Source organism: Streptomyces sp. M41, assembly GCF_043673425.1.
GTDB lineage: Bacteria > Actinomycetota > Actinomycetes > Streptomycetales > Streptomycetaceae > Streptomyces.
In genome coordinates this window covers 141,307-155,953 of record NZ_JBIMKE010000012.1, presented here as the reverse complement: position 1 = coordinate 155,953, position 14,647 = coordinate 141,307, and the positions used below count along the sequence as shown (strand labels likewise).

General features: G+C 71.5%; 14 protein-coding genes. 13 read left to right on the top strand and 1 reads right to left on the bottom strand.

The window, feature by feature from the left end; all coding sequences use genetic code 11:
- Positions 1 to 38: 38 nt before the first annotated feature.
- Genes ACHBTE_RS17705 through ACHBTE_RS17645 form a run of 13 tightly spaced genes read left to right on the top strand, consistent with a single transcriptional unit; the run spans position 39 to position 13,586 of the window.
- Positions 39 to 401, top strand: a complete 363-nt coding sequence (locus tag ACHBTE_RS17705) for a cupin domain-containing protein (RefSeq protein WP_394724856.1) — start codon at positions 39 to 41, stop codon at positions 399 to 401.
- Entirely contained in the window at positions 398 to 2,026 is a 1,629-nt protein-coding gene (locus tag ACHBTE_RS17700; RefSeq protein WP_394724855.1) for a class I tRNA ligase family protein, read from the top strand. The genes ACHBTE_RS17705 and ACHBTE_RS17700 overlap by 4 nt, the downstream gene beginning before the upstream one ends.
- A 4-nt stretch (positions 2,027 to 2,030) precedes the next feature.
- Positions 2,031 to 3,194: an FAD-dependent oxidoreductase gene (locus tag ACHBTE_RS17695; RefSeq protein WP_394724854.1), complete on the top strand. Its 1,164-nt coding sequence runs from the start codon at positions 2,031 to 2,033 to the stop codon at positions 3,192 to 3,194.
- Complete coding sequence (locus tag ACHBTE_RS17690) at positions 3,191 to 4,537, top strand: MFS transporter (RefSeq protein ID WP_394724853.1); 1,347 nt, start codon at positions 3,191 to 3,193, stop codon at positions 4,535 to 4,537. Before ACHBTE_RS17695 ends, ACHBTE_RS17690 begins: the two co-directional genes overlap by 4 nt.
- A 21-nt stretch (positions 4,538 to 4,558) precedes the next feature.
- On the top strand, positions 4,559 to 5,803 hold the full coding sequence (locus tag ACHBTE_RS17685) for an ATP-grasp domain-containing protein (RefSeq protein ID WP_394724852.1): 1,245 nt from the start codon (positions 4,559 to 4,561) through the stop codon (positions 5,801 to 5,803).
- Positions 5,804 to 5,853: 50 nt separating this feature from the next.
- Complete coding sequence (gene ddaH / locus ACHBTE_RS17680; protein WP_394724851.1) at positions 5,854 to 6,723, top strand: dimethylargininase; 870 nt, start codon at positions 5,854 to 5,856, stop codon at positions 6,721 to 6,723.
- A 28-nt stretch (positions 6,724 to 6,751) separates the two neighbouring features.
- The gene (locus ACHBTE_RS17675; protein ID WP_394724850.1) at positions 6,752 to 7,111 is read left to right on the top strand and encodes a hypothetical protein; all 360 of its coding nucleotides are present in this window, start codon (positions 6,752 to 6,754) and stop codon (positions 7,109 to 7,111) included.
- On the top strand, positions 7,108 to 8,892 hold the full coding sequence (locus ACHBTE_RS17670; RefSeq protein ID WP_394724848.1) for an ABC transporter substrate-binding protein: 1,785 nt from the start codon (positions 7,108 to 7,110) through the stop codon (positions 8,890 to 8,892). The genes ACHBTE_RS17675 and ACHBTE_RS17670 overlap by 4 nt, the downstream gene beginning before the upstream one ends.
- Positions 8,882 to 10,168, top strand: coding sequence for a cation:proton antiporter (locus ACHBTE_RS17665; protein WP_394724847.1), 1,287 nt, complete (start codon positions 8,882 to 8,884; stop codon positions 10,166 to 10,168). The genes ACHBTE_RS17670 and ACHBTE_RS17665 overlap by 11 nt, the downstream gene beginning before the upstream one ends.
- A complete protein-coding gene (locus ACHBTE_RS17660) occupies positions 10,165 to 11,154 on the top strand; it encodes a TauD/TfdA family dioxygenase (protein WP_394724846.1) in 990 nt (329 codons plus the stop codon). Before ACHBTE_RS17665 ends, ACHBTE_RS17660 begins: the two co-directional genes overlap by 4 nt.
- A gap of 32 nt (positions 11,155 to 11,186) precedes the next feature.
- Positions 11,187 to 11,909, top strand: a complete 723-nt coding sequence (locus tag ACHBTE_RS17655) for a hypothetical protein (protein WP_394724845.1) — start codon at positions 11,187 to 11,189, stop codon at positions 11,907 to 11,909.
- A gap of 49 nt (positions 11,910 to 11,958) precedes the next feature.
- Entirely contained in the window at positions 11,959 to 13,302 is a 1,344-nt protein-coding gene (locus ACHBTE_RS17650; RefSeq protein WP_394724844.1) for a hypothetical protein, read from the top strand.
- 11 nt (positions 13,303 to 13,313) lie between these two features.
- The gene (locus tag ACHBTE_RS17645; RefSeq protein WP_394724843.1) at positions 13,314 to 13,586 is read left to right on the top strand and encodes a YbaK/EbsC family protein; all 273 of its coding nucleotides are present in this window, start codon (positions 13,314 to 13,316) and stop codon (positions 13,584 to 13,586) included.
- Here ACHBTE_RS17645 and ACHBTE_RS17640 read toward each other — a convergent pair.
- The gene (locus tag ACHBTE_RS17640; protein ID WP_394724842.1) at positions 13,520 to 14,614 is read right to left on the bottom strand and encodes a helix-turn-helix transcriptional regulator; all 1,095 of its coding nucleotides are present in this window, start codon (positions 14,612 to 14,614) and stop codon (positions 13,520 to 13,522) included. The two genes, ACHBTE_RS17645 and ACHBTE_RS17640, sit on opposite strands and share 67 nt — an antisense overlap.
- Positions 14,615 to 14,647 lie beyond the last annotated feature (33 nt).

The window sequence follows — 14,647 nt, the reverse complement described above, 5'->3', positions numbered from 1 at the left end:
TCCTGCCTCCAGGCCCCTCTCCCACGAAGGAACTCCCCTTGGACATCCGCCAGTTCGACCGCGCCGGACTCAACGCCGAGAACAGCTGGTCGCAGCGACTGCTGCCGTGGCCCACGCTCAACGCGCCCTTCGAGGGGGCCCAGAGCGTCATCCGGGCCGGTTCCTCCTCCCCCCGTCACGCCCACCACGAGTACGAGATCTTCGTCGCGGTCAAGGGCGAGGCCTGGATCGAGTCGCGCGGGGAGCGGCTGCCGTTCGTCGCCGGCGACATCGTGCACTTCCCGCCCGGCCATGAGCACCAGGTCATCAACGACACCGACACCGACTTCGAGATGTTCAGCATCTGGTGGGACACCGACATGAGCCGGGCCTTCCGGGCCCGGCACGAGAGCGAGGCATGATCATGACCTCCGTCGACGGCCTCGGTGAGCGCCGCGTCATCGTCATCGACACTCCGCCCACCCCCAACGGCAGCCTGCACATCGGCCATCTCGCGGGCCCGTTCATCGGCGCGGACGTCCACGCCCGCTATCTGCGGGCCATCGGCCGCGGCGTCCTGTACTCCTCGGGCACGGACGAGAGCCAGACGTACGTCCTGGCCAGCGCCCGCAAGCAGGGCGTCGCCCCGCAGGAACTGGCCACCCGCTCCTGGCACGGCATCCGCGACACCCTGGCGACGATGGGCATGTCCGTCGACGGCTTCGCCCCGTACGACGACGGGTACCGCGCCACGGTGCTCCGGTTCCTCGGGGAGCTGTACGACGCCGGCAAGTTCAGGCTGCGCACGGTGAACCTGCCCTACTCGCAGAAGACCGGCGAGTTCCTCGTCGAGGGACTGGTCTGCGGCGACTGCCCGGTCTGTCTGTCGGAGAGCCGCGGCGGCCTGTGCGAGACCTGCGGGCACCCCAACAACTTCGACGAGCTGATCGGCGCCCGCTCCACGATCGACCCCACCGACGTCCTCACCACCCGCGAGGCCGAGATCCTCGTCCTGCCGATGGAGGAGTACCGGGACCGGCTGACCACCTACTACGCCGAGAAGCTGCCCTATCTCCGGCCGCACATGGCCCAGCTGATCCGCGAGCTGCTGGACCGTCCGCTGCCCGACTTCGCCATCACCTACCCGATCGGCTGGGGCATCCCGGCGCCGTTCGCCGAGACGCCCGGCCAGGTCATCAACGCCTGGGCCGAAGGCATCCCGGCCGTCATGTACACCACGGACCACGCGGCCCGTCGGCTCGGCGAGGAGACCGCGTCCTCCGACGAGCTGTGGCAGACGCGGCGTGACCATGAGCTGGTCTACTTCATCGGCTTCGACAACATCTGGTTCTGGGGCCTGACCCATCTGGCGCTGATCATGGCGCACGAGGGCCGGTACATCGTCCCGGACGCCATGGTGGTCAACGAGTTCTACGAGCTGGAGAACGAGAAGTTCTCCACCAGCCGTGGCCACGTCCTGTACGCCGAGGAACTTCTGGAGGAGGTCCCCCGGGACCTCGTGCGGTTCTACCTCGCCCTCGCCAACCCGGAGAACCAGCGCACCAACTTCAGCCGCGCCGCCCTGGACAAGGTGGCCGACGAGCGCCTGGTCCGGCCCTGGCAGCGGCTGCGCTCCCGGCTCGCGGAGGCGACCGAGCGGGCCGGCTCCGACGCGCTGCCCGTCTCCGACCGGGCCCGCAAGCACGCCGCGATCATGCTGGAGAGGTTCTCCGGCTGCTACGAGCTGGAGGGCTACAGCCTCACCCGCGCCGCCGACCTGATCTGCGTACAGCTGGAGCGGCTGACCCGGTGGGCCGAGCAAATCGACTCGGCCGAAGGCGAGTTGGACCGTTCGGCGCTGGGTGACCTGTTCGTGGAGGTGCGGGCGCTCATCGCGTGCGCCTCGCCGATCCTGATCGACCTGGCCGAGGCGGCGACGCTGGCCGGCGGGTTCGACGGGTCCCTCGGCTTCGAGGCGTTCGCGATCGCCGAGGTCAAGCCGTTCGCGCTGCCCTCGCTCGACCCGAGCGCGGAACAGATCGGCTGACATCGTGCGGATCATCGTCGTGGGCGGCGGGGTGATCGGCCTCCTCACCGCGCTGGAGTGCTCCTTGGCCGGCGCCGACGTCAGCGTCGTGGACCGGGGCGGGATCCCCAACCCCGAGGCCACCTCCTTCGACCGGCACCGGGTGCTGCGCGCCCTGCACCCGGGCCCGGCCGAGGCCGCCGCCGCCATCGAGGCCCACCACCGGTGGGCGGAGGTGGAGTCCCGGCTCGGCACCCCCGTCTACCACCGGGTGGGCGCGCTGACCGTGCTGGGCCCGGGCGAGCCCGAGACCTCGGCGGCCACCTTCGCCGAACTGCCCGGCGCGCGCAGACTCACCGAACGCGAGGCCGCCGAGCGGTACCCGCAACTGCGCCTGCCCCGCGGCAGCCGGGCGGTCCTCGAACGCGACGGCGGTGTGCTGCTCGCCGACCGGATCCTCGCCGGCACCGCCGCGGTGCTGGCCGGCCGGCCGGGCGTACGGCTGCTGCCGCGGCACCGGGTGACCGGCGTGGAGGCGCCGTTCGGGCTGGTACGCCTCGCGGACGGCACGGTCCTGCGCGGTGACGCCGTGGTCGTGGCCGCCGGCCTGTGGTCGCGCGAGCTGCTCGGCCCCGACCTCACCGACGGCCTGACCCTGTACCGGCAGACCCAGCTGATGTGCACGGTGCCGGCCGCCTCACGCGAGGTGTGGCGGCGCACCCCGGCGATACCGTCGCTCGGTACCGCCGAGGGCGCCTGGCTGGTGCCGCCGGTGGCCGGCGCCCCGCTGAAGCTGAGCGCGGCCGTCGCCTGCCGCCCGGTCGAGCGCACCGGGGACCGGGTCGCACCCCGCGAGGTGCGGACCCGGCTCGTGCTGCACTTCACCGCGCTGCTCCAGGGTTTCCGCGCCGAGTGGATCGAGCGGGCCGAGGACAGCTACTACCTCGCCGACCGGGACACCCACGGCCCGGTCCTCGGGCAGCTGGGCGACCACAACGCCTGGATCTACGCCGCCTGTGGCGGCTCCTCGTTCAAGTTCGCGCCGCTGATCGCCCGTTCGCTGGCGCACCGGGCGCTGGGCACCGGCCCACGGGTGCCCACCGGTCTGCGCGCGGTCGACCACCCCGTGCGGATGCCCGGCGAACTGGCCCTCTCGCCCCACCACTCGACCACAGGAGTCGCACCATGACCACCGCACTGTCTGCCGAGCCCGGCCGGCCGGGAGGGCCGCCCAAGGCCGGCCGCGCCGAGTGGCTGATCCTCCCGGCGAACTTCGTCACCTATCTGGGCAACGGCATCCAGCTGATGGGCGCCTCCCTGCTGGTGCTCGAGGAGCAGGGGACCGCGCTGTCGGTGGGCTGGCTGTTCATCGCGGTGGCGATTCCGCAGGTGCTGCTGTCGATGATCTTCGGACGGCTCGTCGACCGGTTCGACCGGCGGGTGATGTGCCTGGTCTGCGACGTGGCGAGCGCCGTGGTCGCGCTGGGCCTGCCTATCGCGCTCGCGCTGGGCGCGTCCGCCCAGATCACGGCGTACGTGGTGACCTTCGCCCTGTCGATGATCGCGGCCGGGTTCAACCCCGCGAGCAACGCGCTGGTGCGCGAGCGGGTGCGCTATCAGCGGCTCGGCCCGTTCAACGCCAACTTCTCGATGTCCACGCAGGCCGGCTCGCTGCTGTCGGCGGCCGTCGGCGGCTTCCTGATCCAGATCTTCGGCCTGATGCCGATGTTCTACTTCAACGCCGTCACCTTCGCCTTCTCCGCGGTGTGCTGGATGCTGCTCGGCCGCAAGCCCGAGGCGAGCGCCGACGACGCCGTCGAGGACTCGGCCCAGATGGCGGCGACCGGCGGCCCGGTCAAGCGCCTGGGGCTGCTCCTGGCGGTCGGCAGCGTCAACATCACCGTCAGCAATGTGCTGCTCGTCGTCCTCGTCATCCAGGTGTTCAAGGAGAAGCCCGGCATCTTCGGCCTGGTCGACGCCCTCGCCGGCGTCGGCATGCTGATCGGCGCGGCCGTCTACAAACGGATCTCCCACCGGGTCTCCGACCTGACGCTGGCGGCGTTCGGCTTCTTCGGCAACGCGGCACTGATCGCCGTGGAGCCCTTCCACATCGCCGGGTTGATGGTGGCGATCCCGTTCGCCGCGTTCTCCTTCGGCTTCGCGGCGATCTCCTCACGGACCCTGCTGATGCGGGCCATCGAGGACAGCCGCTCGGGCCGGGTCTTCGGCACCGTCAACGCGGCGGGCCTCGCGGCCGGGCTGGTCGCCACGGTCTCCCTGTCCTACCTCGCCGACCACCACTCGGTGGCCGCCGCGTTCTGGGCGCTGTCCGTGCTGATCGGTGTGGTCCCGCTGGTCGCGATCGCCACCATGCGGCCCTTCTACGCCCGGCGCGAGCTCCGCCAGCAGGGGGCCGAGCACAAGGCCGCGGCCGGACCGGACACGCCGGACATCCCGACCACCCCGTTCCCCGCCACCCCCGGCACGCCCGACCCGGCGGACCCGGCCGTGGCGCCGCAGCCCACCAACTGACCGTAGGAAGGAGCACGGACCATGAAGCTGCTCGCCGTCGAAGCGCTCCAGAACGCGCACTACTACCTCTCGCGTTACCAGCAGGTGGAGGAGTTCGGGGCCGACCTTTACGTACTCAACGGCCTGGGGGAGGAGGACTACTGGGCGGAGGGCCGCTACCGGGTGGCCGGCTCCCAGCAGATCGACGCCATCGTCGCCGCCGCCCGCGCCTGGCACGAGCAGGAGCGCTTCGAGGGCGTACTGACCTTCTCCGAGGCGGGAGTGGTCACCGTGGCCGCGGTCGCCGAGGCGCTGGGGCTGCCCGGGATCGGCGTGGAGGCCGCCCGCACCAGCCGCAACAAGTACCTGATGCGCCAGGCCCACGAGAAGGGTGGCGCGCCCATCCCGCGCTTCCGCTTCGTGCCCGAGCTGTCCGATGCCCTCGCCGCCGCCGAGGAGTTCGGCTACCCGGTGATCCTCAAGCCCACCCTGGGCGCCGCCAGCAACTTCGTCTTCCGGATCGAGAACCCGGACGACATGGCACAGCGCTTCCCGCAGGCGCTGGCCGGCATCGAGGACATGTCCTGGTACCGGATGGAGGCGCAGGGCATCGACCTCGGCCCGCAGGGCCTGCTCGTGGAGTCCTTCCTGGACGGCCGGGAGTTCCTGTGCGAGGCGGTCGCCTGGGACGGCGAGGTGTATCTCGGCTCGATCGTGGACCGGGTCACCGTCGAGGGCGACACCTTCGACGACGACGTGCACGCGGCGCCGACCTCGCTCGCCCCCGACCAGGTCGAGGCCCTGCACCAGGCCGTGCGGGCCGGTGTCCGCGCCCAGGGCGTCACCCACGGCACCCTGCACGCCGAGGTCCGCTTCCACGAGGGAGCCCCGCACATCCTGGAGATCGCGATCCGGCCCGGCGGCGGCGGCCTCGACCACATCGCCCGGCTCACCGCCGGCCACTGCCCGATCCGGACCCTGATGGACACCTCCCGCGGGGCGCGCCCGAAGCTCGGTCCGTACACCCCGACCGGGGTGCACATCGCCGGCATGGCGCTGCTGTGCGACGCCGGACGGATCGAGGAGGTCGTCGTCCCCGGCGAACTCACCACGTCCGACAAGGTGTTCTTCTTCAAGATCACGGCCCGGCCCGGGGACGTCATCCGCCGTCCGCCGGAGGGCAACTCCATCCTCGGCTTCCTCGGCGTGACCGGCACCTCCTTCGAGGACGCGATGAGTACGGCGACCGACCTCGCCCGCTCCATCGACGTACGGCTCACCCGCTGAACCACCCGCACCGGCCGACCCGCATCCCACACCCCAGGGAGACAACCGCGATGCCGTACACCGAACCGATCCTGCCGCCGCACAGCGTCCACGAGACGGCGGCCGGCGCCCGCACCGCGACCCGGCGCGGGCTGCTGATGTGCCGGCCCAGCCACTTCGACGTGCACTACTCGATCAACCCGTGGATGCACCCCGACAAGCCCGTCGACACCGAACTCGCGCTCGCCCAGTGGGAGAACCTGCGCGCCCTGTACGAGGAGCTGGGGCACACCGTCGAGGTGATCGAGCCGCTGGCCGGGCTGCCCGACATGGTGTTCGCCGCCAACGGCGCCACCGTCGTCGACGGCAAGGTGCTCGGCGCCCGCTTCCGGCACGCCGAGCGCACCGCCGAGGGGCCCGCCTACCTCGACTGGTTCCGCGGCCGGGGCTTCACGGAGCTGCTGTGGCCCGAGTACATCAACGAGGGTGAGGGCGACTATCTGCTCGCCGGACGCAGGCTGCTGGCCGGCACGGGCTTTCGCACCGACCCCCGCTCGCACGCCGAGGCACAGGAGTTCTTCGGCGTCCCGGTCACCGGACTGACCCTGGTCGACCCGGAGTTCTACCACCTGGACACCGCGCTCGCGGTGCTGTCCGACACCGAAGTCATGTACTACCCGGCCGCGTTCACGCCGGGCAGCCGGGCCGTGCTGCGCGAGTTGTACCCCGACGCGATCCTCGCGACCGACGCGGACGCCGCGGTGTTCGGCCTCAACGCCTTCAGCGACGGCCGCAACGTGCTGCTGCCGCAGGCCGCCACCCATCTCATCGACGAGCTGCGCGATCGGGGCTTCGCACCGCGCGGCGTGGACCTGTCCGAACTTCTCAAGGCGGGCGGCAGCGTCAAGTGCTGCACGTTGGAGCTGCGCGACGCCGCCTGAGCCACCCGACCAGCCACCGGAGCGCAAAGTGATCAACTACGACGGCAAACGGTTCAGGAAGGTGACGGCCGGCCCCGACGCCCCCGTCGCCCACTACCGCCAGGAGGGCGACCTCGTCTGGGGCTCCTCCGCGGGCGCGGACGTCCGCCGCGGCTCCCTGACCGGGCTGGCGGCCCCCGACGGCACCCTCACCTTCGCCTACACGATGGTGCTGGCGGACGGCCGGACCGTCTCCGGACGCTGCGAGAGCGTCCCCGAGGTCCTGCCCGACGGCCGGATCCGGCTGCACGAGACCTGGGAGCGCTACGGCCCCGACGCCGACCGCGGCACCTCCGCCATCGAAGAGCTCCCCCGCGACGCAACCTCCACCGACCGAGGACAGTCATGACCCGGACTCCCCGCAAGGGCGGCACCATCAGCTGGGCCTGCACCCCCGGCTTCCCGCCCGCCTGCATCTTCCCGCTGCTGCCCCCGGGCCGTTTCGGCGCCCGCAGCCTCTACGAGTTCCAGATGCTGATGTACCGGCCGCTGTACTGGTACGGCACCAAGGGCGACGCCCGGGTCGACTACGAGCTCAGCATGGCCGAGCCGCCCGAGTGGAGCGAGGACGGCCGCACCGCCACCCTCACCGTCAAGCCGTACGAGTGGTCCAACGGCGAGACGGTGAACGCGGACGGCGTGATGCTCTGGATGCATCTGCTGGAGGCGAAGAAGGAGGAGTACGGCGGCTATGTGCCGGGCTTCTTCCCGGACAACCTGACCTCCTACGAGAAGGTCGCCGAGGACAAGGTCCGCTTCACCTTCGACAAGCCCTACGCACGCAACTGGGTCCTGATGAACCAGTTCAGCCTGATCACGCCGCTGCCGAAGGCATGGGACCGCACCGCCGACGGGCCCGCCGACGCCACCCACGACAAGGAGCAGGCGCACGCCGTCTACGACTATCTGATGGCGGCCAACGGCGATGTGTACGCCGAGGACAACAGCGCGCGCACCGGCTGGGCGGACAGCCCGGTCTGGTCGGTCGTCAACGGCCCCTTCAAACTCGCCGAGTACTCCATGGACGGCCTGGTCAGGATGGTGCCCAACCCGGCCTACTCCGGCCCGAACAAGCCGTACGCCGACGAGTTCCGCCTGGTGCCCACCGACACCGACGAGCAGCAGTACGGCTGGCTGGAGCGGGGCCCGCACGGACCGGACGCCATCCACATCGGCTTCCTGCCCTTCGACCGGATCACTGAGCCGGCCCCCGACCCGACGACCGGCGGCCCCAACCCGCTGGCCGAGCACTACCGGATCGTGCCGCAGATCCTGTACGCCATCCACTACTTCCCGTTCAACTTCTCCAACCCGACGATCGCCGGGAAGCTCTTCCGCCAGCTGTACTTCCGGCAGGCCCTGCAGACCTGCCTCGACCAGGACGGCTCCTTCCAGGAGATCTACCAGGGCTACGGCTATCCCACGTACGGCCCGGTCCCGGCCCTGCCCGCCACCGAACTGCTGTCGCCGGCCCAGAAGTCCAACCCGTTCCTCTTCGACGTGGACAAGGCCCGCCGGATGCTCGGCGACAACGGCTGGGACACCTCCGTCACCCCGGCCGTCTGCGTCGCCCCGGGCACCGGCCCCGGTCAGGCCGGCGAGGGCATCCCCGAGGGCACCCGGCTCACCGTGACCCTGCGCTACGCCTCCGGCCACGAGAAGACCCTGACCCGGCTGCTGCGCAAGTTCCGCGACGACGCCGCGAAGGCCGGCATCGAACTGGTCCTGGAGGAGGTCCACCCCTCCGTCCTGGTCGGCCAGGACACCACGGGCACCACCACCTGGGAGCTGTCCTGCTGGAACGGCGGCTGGGTGTACGGGCCGAACTTCCTCCCCACCGGCGAACTGCTCTACCGCACCGGCGCCGGCTGCAACTTCGGCAGCTACTCGGACCCGGTCGCCGACGCGCTCATCGAGAAGACGGTCACCAGCGACGACCTCGCCGACCTGTACGCCTACCAGGACTACCTGGCCGAGCAGGTGCCGGTGATCTGGATGCCGAACTTCCCGCTGCGGGTGTTCGAAGTCGCCAACGACCTGCACGGCGTCGAGCCGGTCAACCCGCTCGGCTTCATCAACCCCGAGAACTGGTACTTCACCGAAGAGACGGGCCCCGCCCGTGACGATTGAACTCGCCGCCGGGCTGCCGACGCTCGGCCCGACGGGTCATCTGCTGCTCGCCCTGCCGCTGATGATGGTCTGCTGCCTGCTGGCGGGACGGCTCGCGCAGCGCATCGGCCAGCCGCCGGTCATCGGCGAGATCCTCACCGGCATCGCCCTCGGCCCCTCGCTGCTCGGCGCCCTGTGGCCCGAGGGCCAGAGCCGGCTGTTCCCCGAGGGCATGCTGCCGGTGATCGACGCGATCGCCCAGCTCGGCCTGGTCCTGTTCATGTTCCTGGTCGGCTACGAGCTCAACCTCGGCCAGGTCCGGGACCGGGGCCGCGCCGCGGTCCTGGTCAGCAACGTCAGCATCGCCGTACCGCTGCTCGGCGGAGTGCTGCTCGCCCTCGCCATGTACGACCGGTTCGCCGGGAAGGACGTCGGCTTTCTGACGTTCGCCCTGTTCATCGCGGTGTCCATGAGCATCACCGCCTTCCCGGTACTGGCCCGGATCCTGATCGACCGCAAGATCGAGCACACCCCGGTCGGGGCGCTCGCGCTGACCTGCGCGGCCGTCGACGACATCACCGCCTGGTGCCTGCTCGCGCTGGTGACCGCGCTGGCCAAGGGCGGCTCGCCGGCCTCCGTGCTGCTGACCGTCGCGCTGTCCCTGGCGTTCATCTGCGCCCTGTGGTTCGGACTGCGGCCGGTGCTCGCCCGTCTCGTCGAACGCCGGCCGACCGCTCGAAACGCCCTGCCGGTGGTCCTGTCCGGCGTCCTGCTCGCCGCCTTCACCACCGACTGGATCGGCATCCACGCCATCTTCGGCGCCTTCCTGTTCGGCGCGGTCGTACCACGGGGGAACGCCGTCGTGGCGAGCGCCGTAGAGCGGATACGCCCGCTCACCGTGGTCCTGCTGCTCCCGCTGTTCTTCGTCTGCTCCGGGCTGCACACCGAGTTCTCGCTGCTCGGCGCCGACCCCGCGCTGTGGGCCTGGTGCGCGCTGATCACCGCGGTCGCCGTCCTCGCCAAGTGGGCCGGCAGCACCGGCGCGGCCCGGCTGACCGGCTTCGGCCGACGGGACTCGATCGCGCTCGGCGCCCTCATGAACTGCCGCGGCCTCACCGAGCTGGTGGTGCTCGGCGTCGGCCTCGAACTGGGGGTCATCAGCCCCACCGTCTTCACGATGCTCGTGGTGATGACGCTCGTCACCACCATGATCACCGCTCCCGCTCTGACTCTGATCGACCGTGTGTCGGCCCGCCGGACGCACGCCGCTCCACGAAGAGAAATGGTGATGAAGTGACCGTGATATCCGGCATACCCACGCGACCGAACCCGGCGGTCTTCACCCTGACCCCGGACGACACGGCCCGGATCGACGCGGCGGCCCGCGCGCTGTGCGGCACGCTGCCCGAGGTCGACGACCCGCGCTGGGTGGCCGCCGCCCGCTCCGCTTGGGAGGAACTGCCGGCGCCGCTGCGCCGCACCGCCCGCGAGTTCCGCCGCCACTCCGGCGCCTCCGGCGCGCTCCTGGTGCGCGGCCTGCCCGTGGACGCCGCGACCCTGCCGCCCACGCCGAACGTGAAGGGCTCCGTCCAGCGCGGGGTCAGCGTCCCGGCCGCGGTGCTGCTGATGACCGCCTGCGGGCTGGGTGACCCGGCCGCCTTCCGGGCCGAGAAGTCCGGCGCCCTCGTCCAGGACGTGGTGCCGGTGCCGGGCCAGGAGACCTTCCAGGGCAACGCCGGTTCGGTCGCGCTGATGATGCACAACGAGAACGCCTTCCACGAGCACCGGCCCGACCATGTGATGCTGCTGTGCCTGCGCGCCGACCACGAGAGCGAGGCCGGGCTGCGCACCGCCGGTATCCGCGAGGCGCTGCCGCTGCTGCCCCCGGCCGTCGTCGAGGCCCTGTCGAGCCCCGAGTTCTCCACCCAGCCGCCGCCCTCCTTCGGGGCCGGGGACGAGGCGACACCGGCCCATCCGGTGCTCTTCGGTGATCCGCAGGACCCCGACATCCGGGTCGACTTCGCCGCCACCACCGGGCTGAGCCCGCGCGCCGAGGACGCGCTGCGCACCCTGGAGAAGGCGCTCGACGACGTGTCGTACACGCACCGGCTGGCCGCGGGCGATCTGGCGATCGTCGACAACCGGGTGACCCTGCACGGCCGTACCGCGTTCACCCCTCGCTACGACGGCAACGACCGCTGGCTGCAGCGCACCTTCGTCATGACCGACCTGCGCCGCTCACGCGGATTCCGCCCCCAGGACGGCTACATACTGACCCGGTGATCACCGACGCCGTCCCGTCCCGAGGAGAGCTCATGCCCGAACTGCCCATGAAACACGCCGTGTTGACCGGCGCGGCGTCGATCGGTGCCGAGCTGACCGGTGCCGTGCTCACCGGCGCCGTGCAGAGGTTCGCGCAGTACACGCGGGTCGACGAGATCTGGGACGAATACCTCACCGCCACCGCCGGCCGGCCCGACCTCGCCGAGCCCGCGCACCGCAAGGCGCTGCACCGCTGGCTCAACCTGGCCGGCTGCCGCATCCGCTACCCCAGGCCCGGTGAGCCGGACCCGTTCGACGAAGGTCTGGCAGCCTGGTGGCGGAGCCGGGCCGGGAGCCTCACCGACCGCACCCTGGCCGAGCTCACCGACGACGACGTCGACGCGCTCGGCGACTGCTTCACCGCACTGGCCGCGACCCCGGCGGCCCTGTCACCCGCCGGACGCATCCGCACCCTCGGCCCGACGGCCGCCGCCAAGGCGCTGCACGCACTGCGCCCGCACACGCTGATGCCGTGGGACGAGGCCATCGCGGCCCATCTGCACGGCGCCCGCGACGGTGCCGCGTACGCGGCGCACCAGCGGCTCGGCCGCGGCTGGGCGGCCCGGCTGCTCACCGAGGCCGGGCTCGCCGCGGACCTCGAAGGCGCGCTCGCCTACGCCGACGAGCTCGGCCGTCCGGCGCGCCCGCTGCCCAAGATGCTCGACGACTACTGCTATCTGGCCATCACCGTCGGCGCCGACCTGAAGTCGCCCTAGGCCCTGTCGTAGGCCGAGTGCCGAACCCCATTTCGCGAAGGGTATTCACGTGGCTCGCAACGCGCTCACCGAGCAGTTCCTCAAGGCCGTGCCCGGGCCGGTACCGGTGGAACCGCAGTCGGAACTGCTGCGCATCTTCTACCGGGGAAACCTCCTGCCCCGCCCGCTCTTCCTCGAAGCGGACGAGCGGCGCCGGCTGCTCGCCGACCTGGAGGTGCTGCGCGGTGCGCTGCTCAGCCTGCCCGACCGGCTGTTCGGCGGCGACCTCGCGGCGTTCGCCCGCGCCCTCGGCATGAACGACGACCAGGTGCGCTGCGCGCTGCGGGCGCGGGGCACCAGCGTGACCCGGCTGAGCCGTTCCGACCTGTACGCCGACGCGGGCGGGTTCCGGCTGCTGGAGTACAACATGGGCAGTGCTCTCGGCGGTTCGGACATCGTCCACGTCAACCGCGGTCTGCTGAACGACGCGCGGATGAAGGAGTTCGCCGCGGAGTACCAGCTCGACCACGTCGACACCATGCGGGCCCACCTGGACACCATCCGCCTGGAGTGCGGCATCGAGCCCGGCGCGCGCCCCGTCGTCGCCGTCACCGACTGGCCCGAGAGCTACGAGTCCCTCGCGCCGTACATGCGAGCGGTCGCCGAGCACTGGAGCACGCTCGGCATCGAGGCGTACGCCTGCCACATCGGCGAGCTCCAGGCCCGCGACGGCGGGCTGTGGCTCGGCGATCGCCGGGTGGACGTCGTCAACCGGCTGTTCATGCTGGAGGACGTGGCGTCGGCGCCGGACGCGGTGGCGCTGATGGACCCGGTGCTGGACGCCGCCGAGCGCGGCGAGGTGCGCATCTTCACGCCGATGGACGCCGAACTGTTCGGCTGCAAGGCGGCGTTGGCGATGCTCTCCGACGAGGCCAACCGGCATGTCTTCGACGCGCGGGAGCTGGCCACGCTGGACCGGATCCTGCCCTGGACCAGGACCGTGCGCGAGGGCGAGGTGACCCTGGAGGACGGCAGCCGGGCCGACCTCCTCGCCCACGCCGTTCAGCACCAGCAGGAACTGGTGCTGAAGGCGACCCTGGGGCACGGCGGCAAGGCGGTGCTGCCCGGCTGGCAGGAGGGGCTGACCGCCGAGGAGTGGACCGCGCGGGTGCGGGACGCGGTCGACGGCCCGTACGTCCTCCAGCGGCGCATCCATCCGGTGCCGGAGCACTGCGCAGGCGAGGACGGCACCCTCGTGCCGTGGACGGCCGTGTGGGGGGTGTTCACCACCGCCACCGTCAGCGGCGGCGTCATCGTCCGGGCGACGCGCGGGGATCACGGCGTGGGCGTCATCAACCTCAGCACGGGGGCGTCCATAGGCACCGTCTTCCACGCGCGCATCCCGGACGCGTGAGGGGGACGACGGTGACCGAGGACACCTACACCCGGCTGATCACCCTCCTGGACGACGCCGGCACCCGCTACCGCGCCGGCAGCGTCAGCGGCTCGATCACGCCGTTCTGCTTCGACCCCGGACTCGAACTCCTAGTCGACCCGGAGCTGCTGAGCCACGAGGGGATCTTCTTCAACGCGGCCCGGCTGGACCGGTCGGTGGCCCTGGGCACCGGGGACTATGTGAGACTCGCCGGTCCCCGCATCGAGCCGGTGGCCGACGCCCCCGTGGTGACGGTGGCCTGAGGGGGCGTCACGGGGCCCGCCTCGGGCTCCTGGCCGTCCAGGAGGCCGTCCCGGCCGATCAGATAGCCCGCGTGCAGCCGGCTGCGGGCGCCCAACTGCTCCATGATCTCGGCTATATGGCGCTGGCAGCTGCGCAGGCCCATGCCCAGCCGGCGCGCTATGGCACGGTCGTCCAGGCCGGACACCAGCAGCCGTGCGATGTCCTGCTTGACCTCCGCCGAAAGGGCGTGCACCTGCTCCTTGTGGTACTCGGCGGTGAACGGGGTGGCCGCCGGCCAGGCCCGCTCGAAGGAGGCGACCGCGAAATCCACGACGCTGCGGTCATGGACGAGGACCCCGCCCTGCGGACGGCCGTGCAGGGAGATCACCGCGGCCTGCCGGTCGAAGACGATCATGCGCGGGAACCCGTCGCTGAGGGTGCGCACCTCGGCACCGAGCCGGGCGACCCGCTCGACGTAGGCGACGGCGGGCTGGTTGTAGCGCGCCGTGTGCTGGTAGAGCGTGCGGACCTTGACCCCCCGGCGCAGCATGGCCTCGTCCCGGGCGATCGCCTCCTCCAGCACGGGGGTGGGGCGCCCGCCGCCGGGCTGTGAGGTGAGCATCTCGCTGGTGCAGGCGGCACCGAGCTCGCTGAGCACACTGCGCACGGACCGCAGGTTCGGCAGCAGCTCGATGGCGCTGGTCTGGAGCCACTTGGCCCGCGCGGCGGCGTACAGCGGTCGCAGCCGTTCCATCTCGGCGCGGGCCTCGGCGATCTCGCTCAACTGCTCGCTGACCGCCTGCTCCCGGGGGAACAGCGTCTGCGCGGCGGCACTGTCGGGGCTGACGGCGGTGAGCACACCGGTGTCGTCGTCGGCCGGACACAGCAGGCCCAGCGCCTGGAGGTCGGCGAGTGCCTTCTCGACGACCTCGGGTGCGCGGCCCAGCTGACCGGGCAGCGCCGAGGGCAGCACGCCGGGGCCGGTCAGTGCCAGCTCGTAGATGGCCCTGCCGTCGGGGCTGAGCCTCGGCAGGCCTGACGCTCGCACTGCGATCGACATCCTTTCCGCTGATGTGAAGAA

Excerpts from the sequence above, each read along its gene's own strand:
- ACHBTE_RS17700 (WP_394724855.1), top strand. The coding sequence starts at position 398 with ATGATCATGACCTCCGTCGACGGCCTCGGTGAGCGCCGCGTCATCGTC.
- ACHBTE_RS17690 (WP_394724853.1), top strand. The coding sequence starts at position 3,191 with ATGACCACCGCACTGTCTGCCGAGCCCGGCCGGCCGGGAGGGCCGCCC.
- ACHBTE_RS17685 (WP_394724852.1), top strand. The coding sequence starts at position 4,559 with ATGAAGCTGCTCGCCGTCGAAGCGCTCCAGAACGCGCACTACTACCTC.
- ddaH (WP_394724851.1), top strand. The coding sequence starts at position 5,854 with ATGCCGTACACCGAACCGATCCTGCCGCCGCACAGCGTCCACGAGACG.
- ACHBTE_RS17670 (WP_394724848.1), top strand. The coding sequence starts at position 7,108 with ATGACCCGGACTCCCCGCAAGGGCGGCACCATCAGCTGGGCCTGCACC.
- ACHBTE_RS17655 (WP_394724845.1), top strand. The coding sequence starts at position 11,187 with ATGCCCGAACTGCCCATGAAACACGCCGTGTTGACCGGCGCGGCGTCG.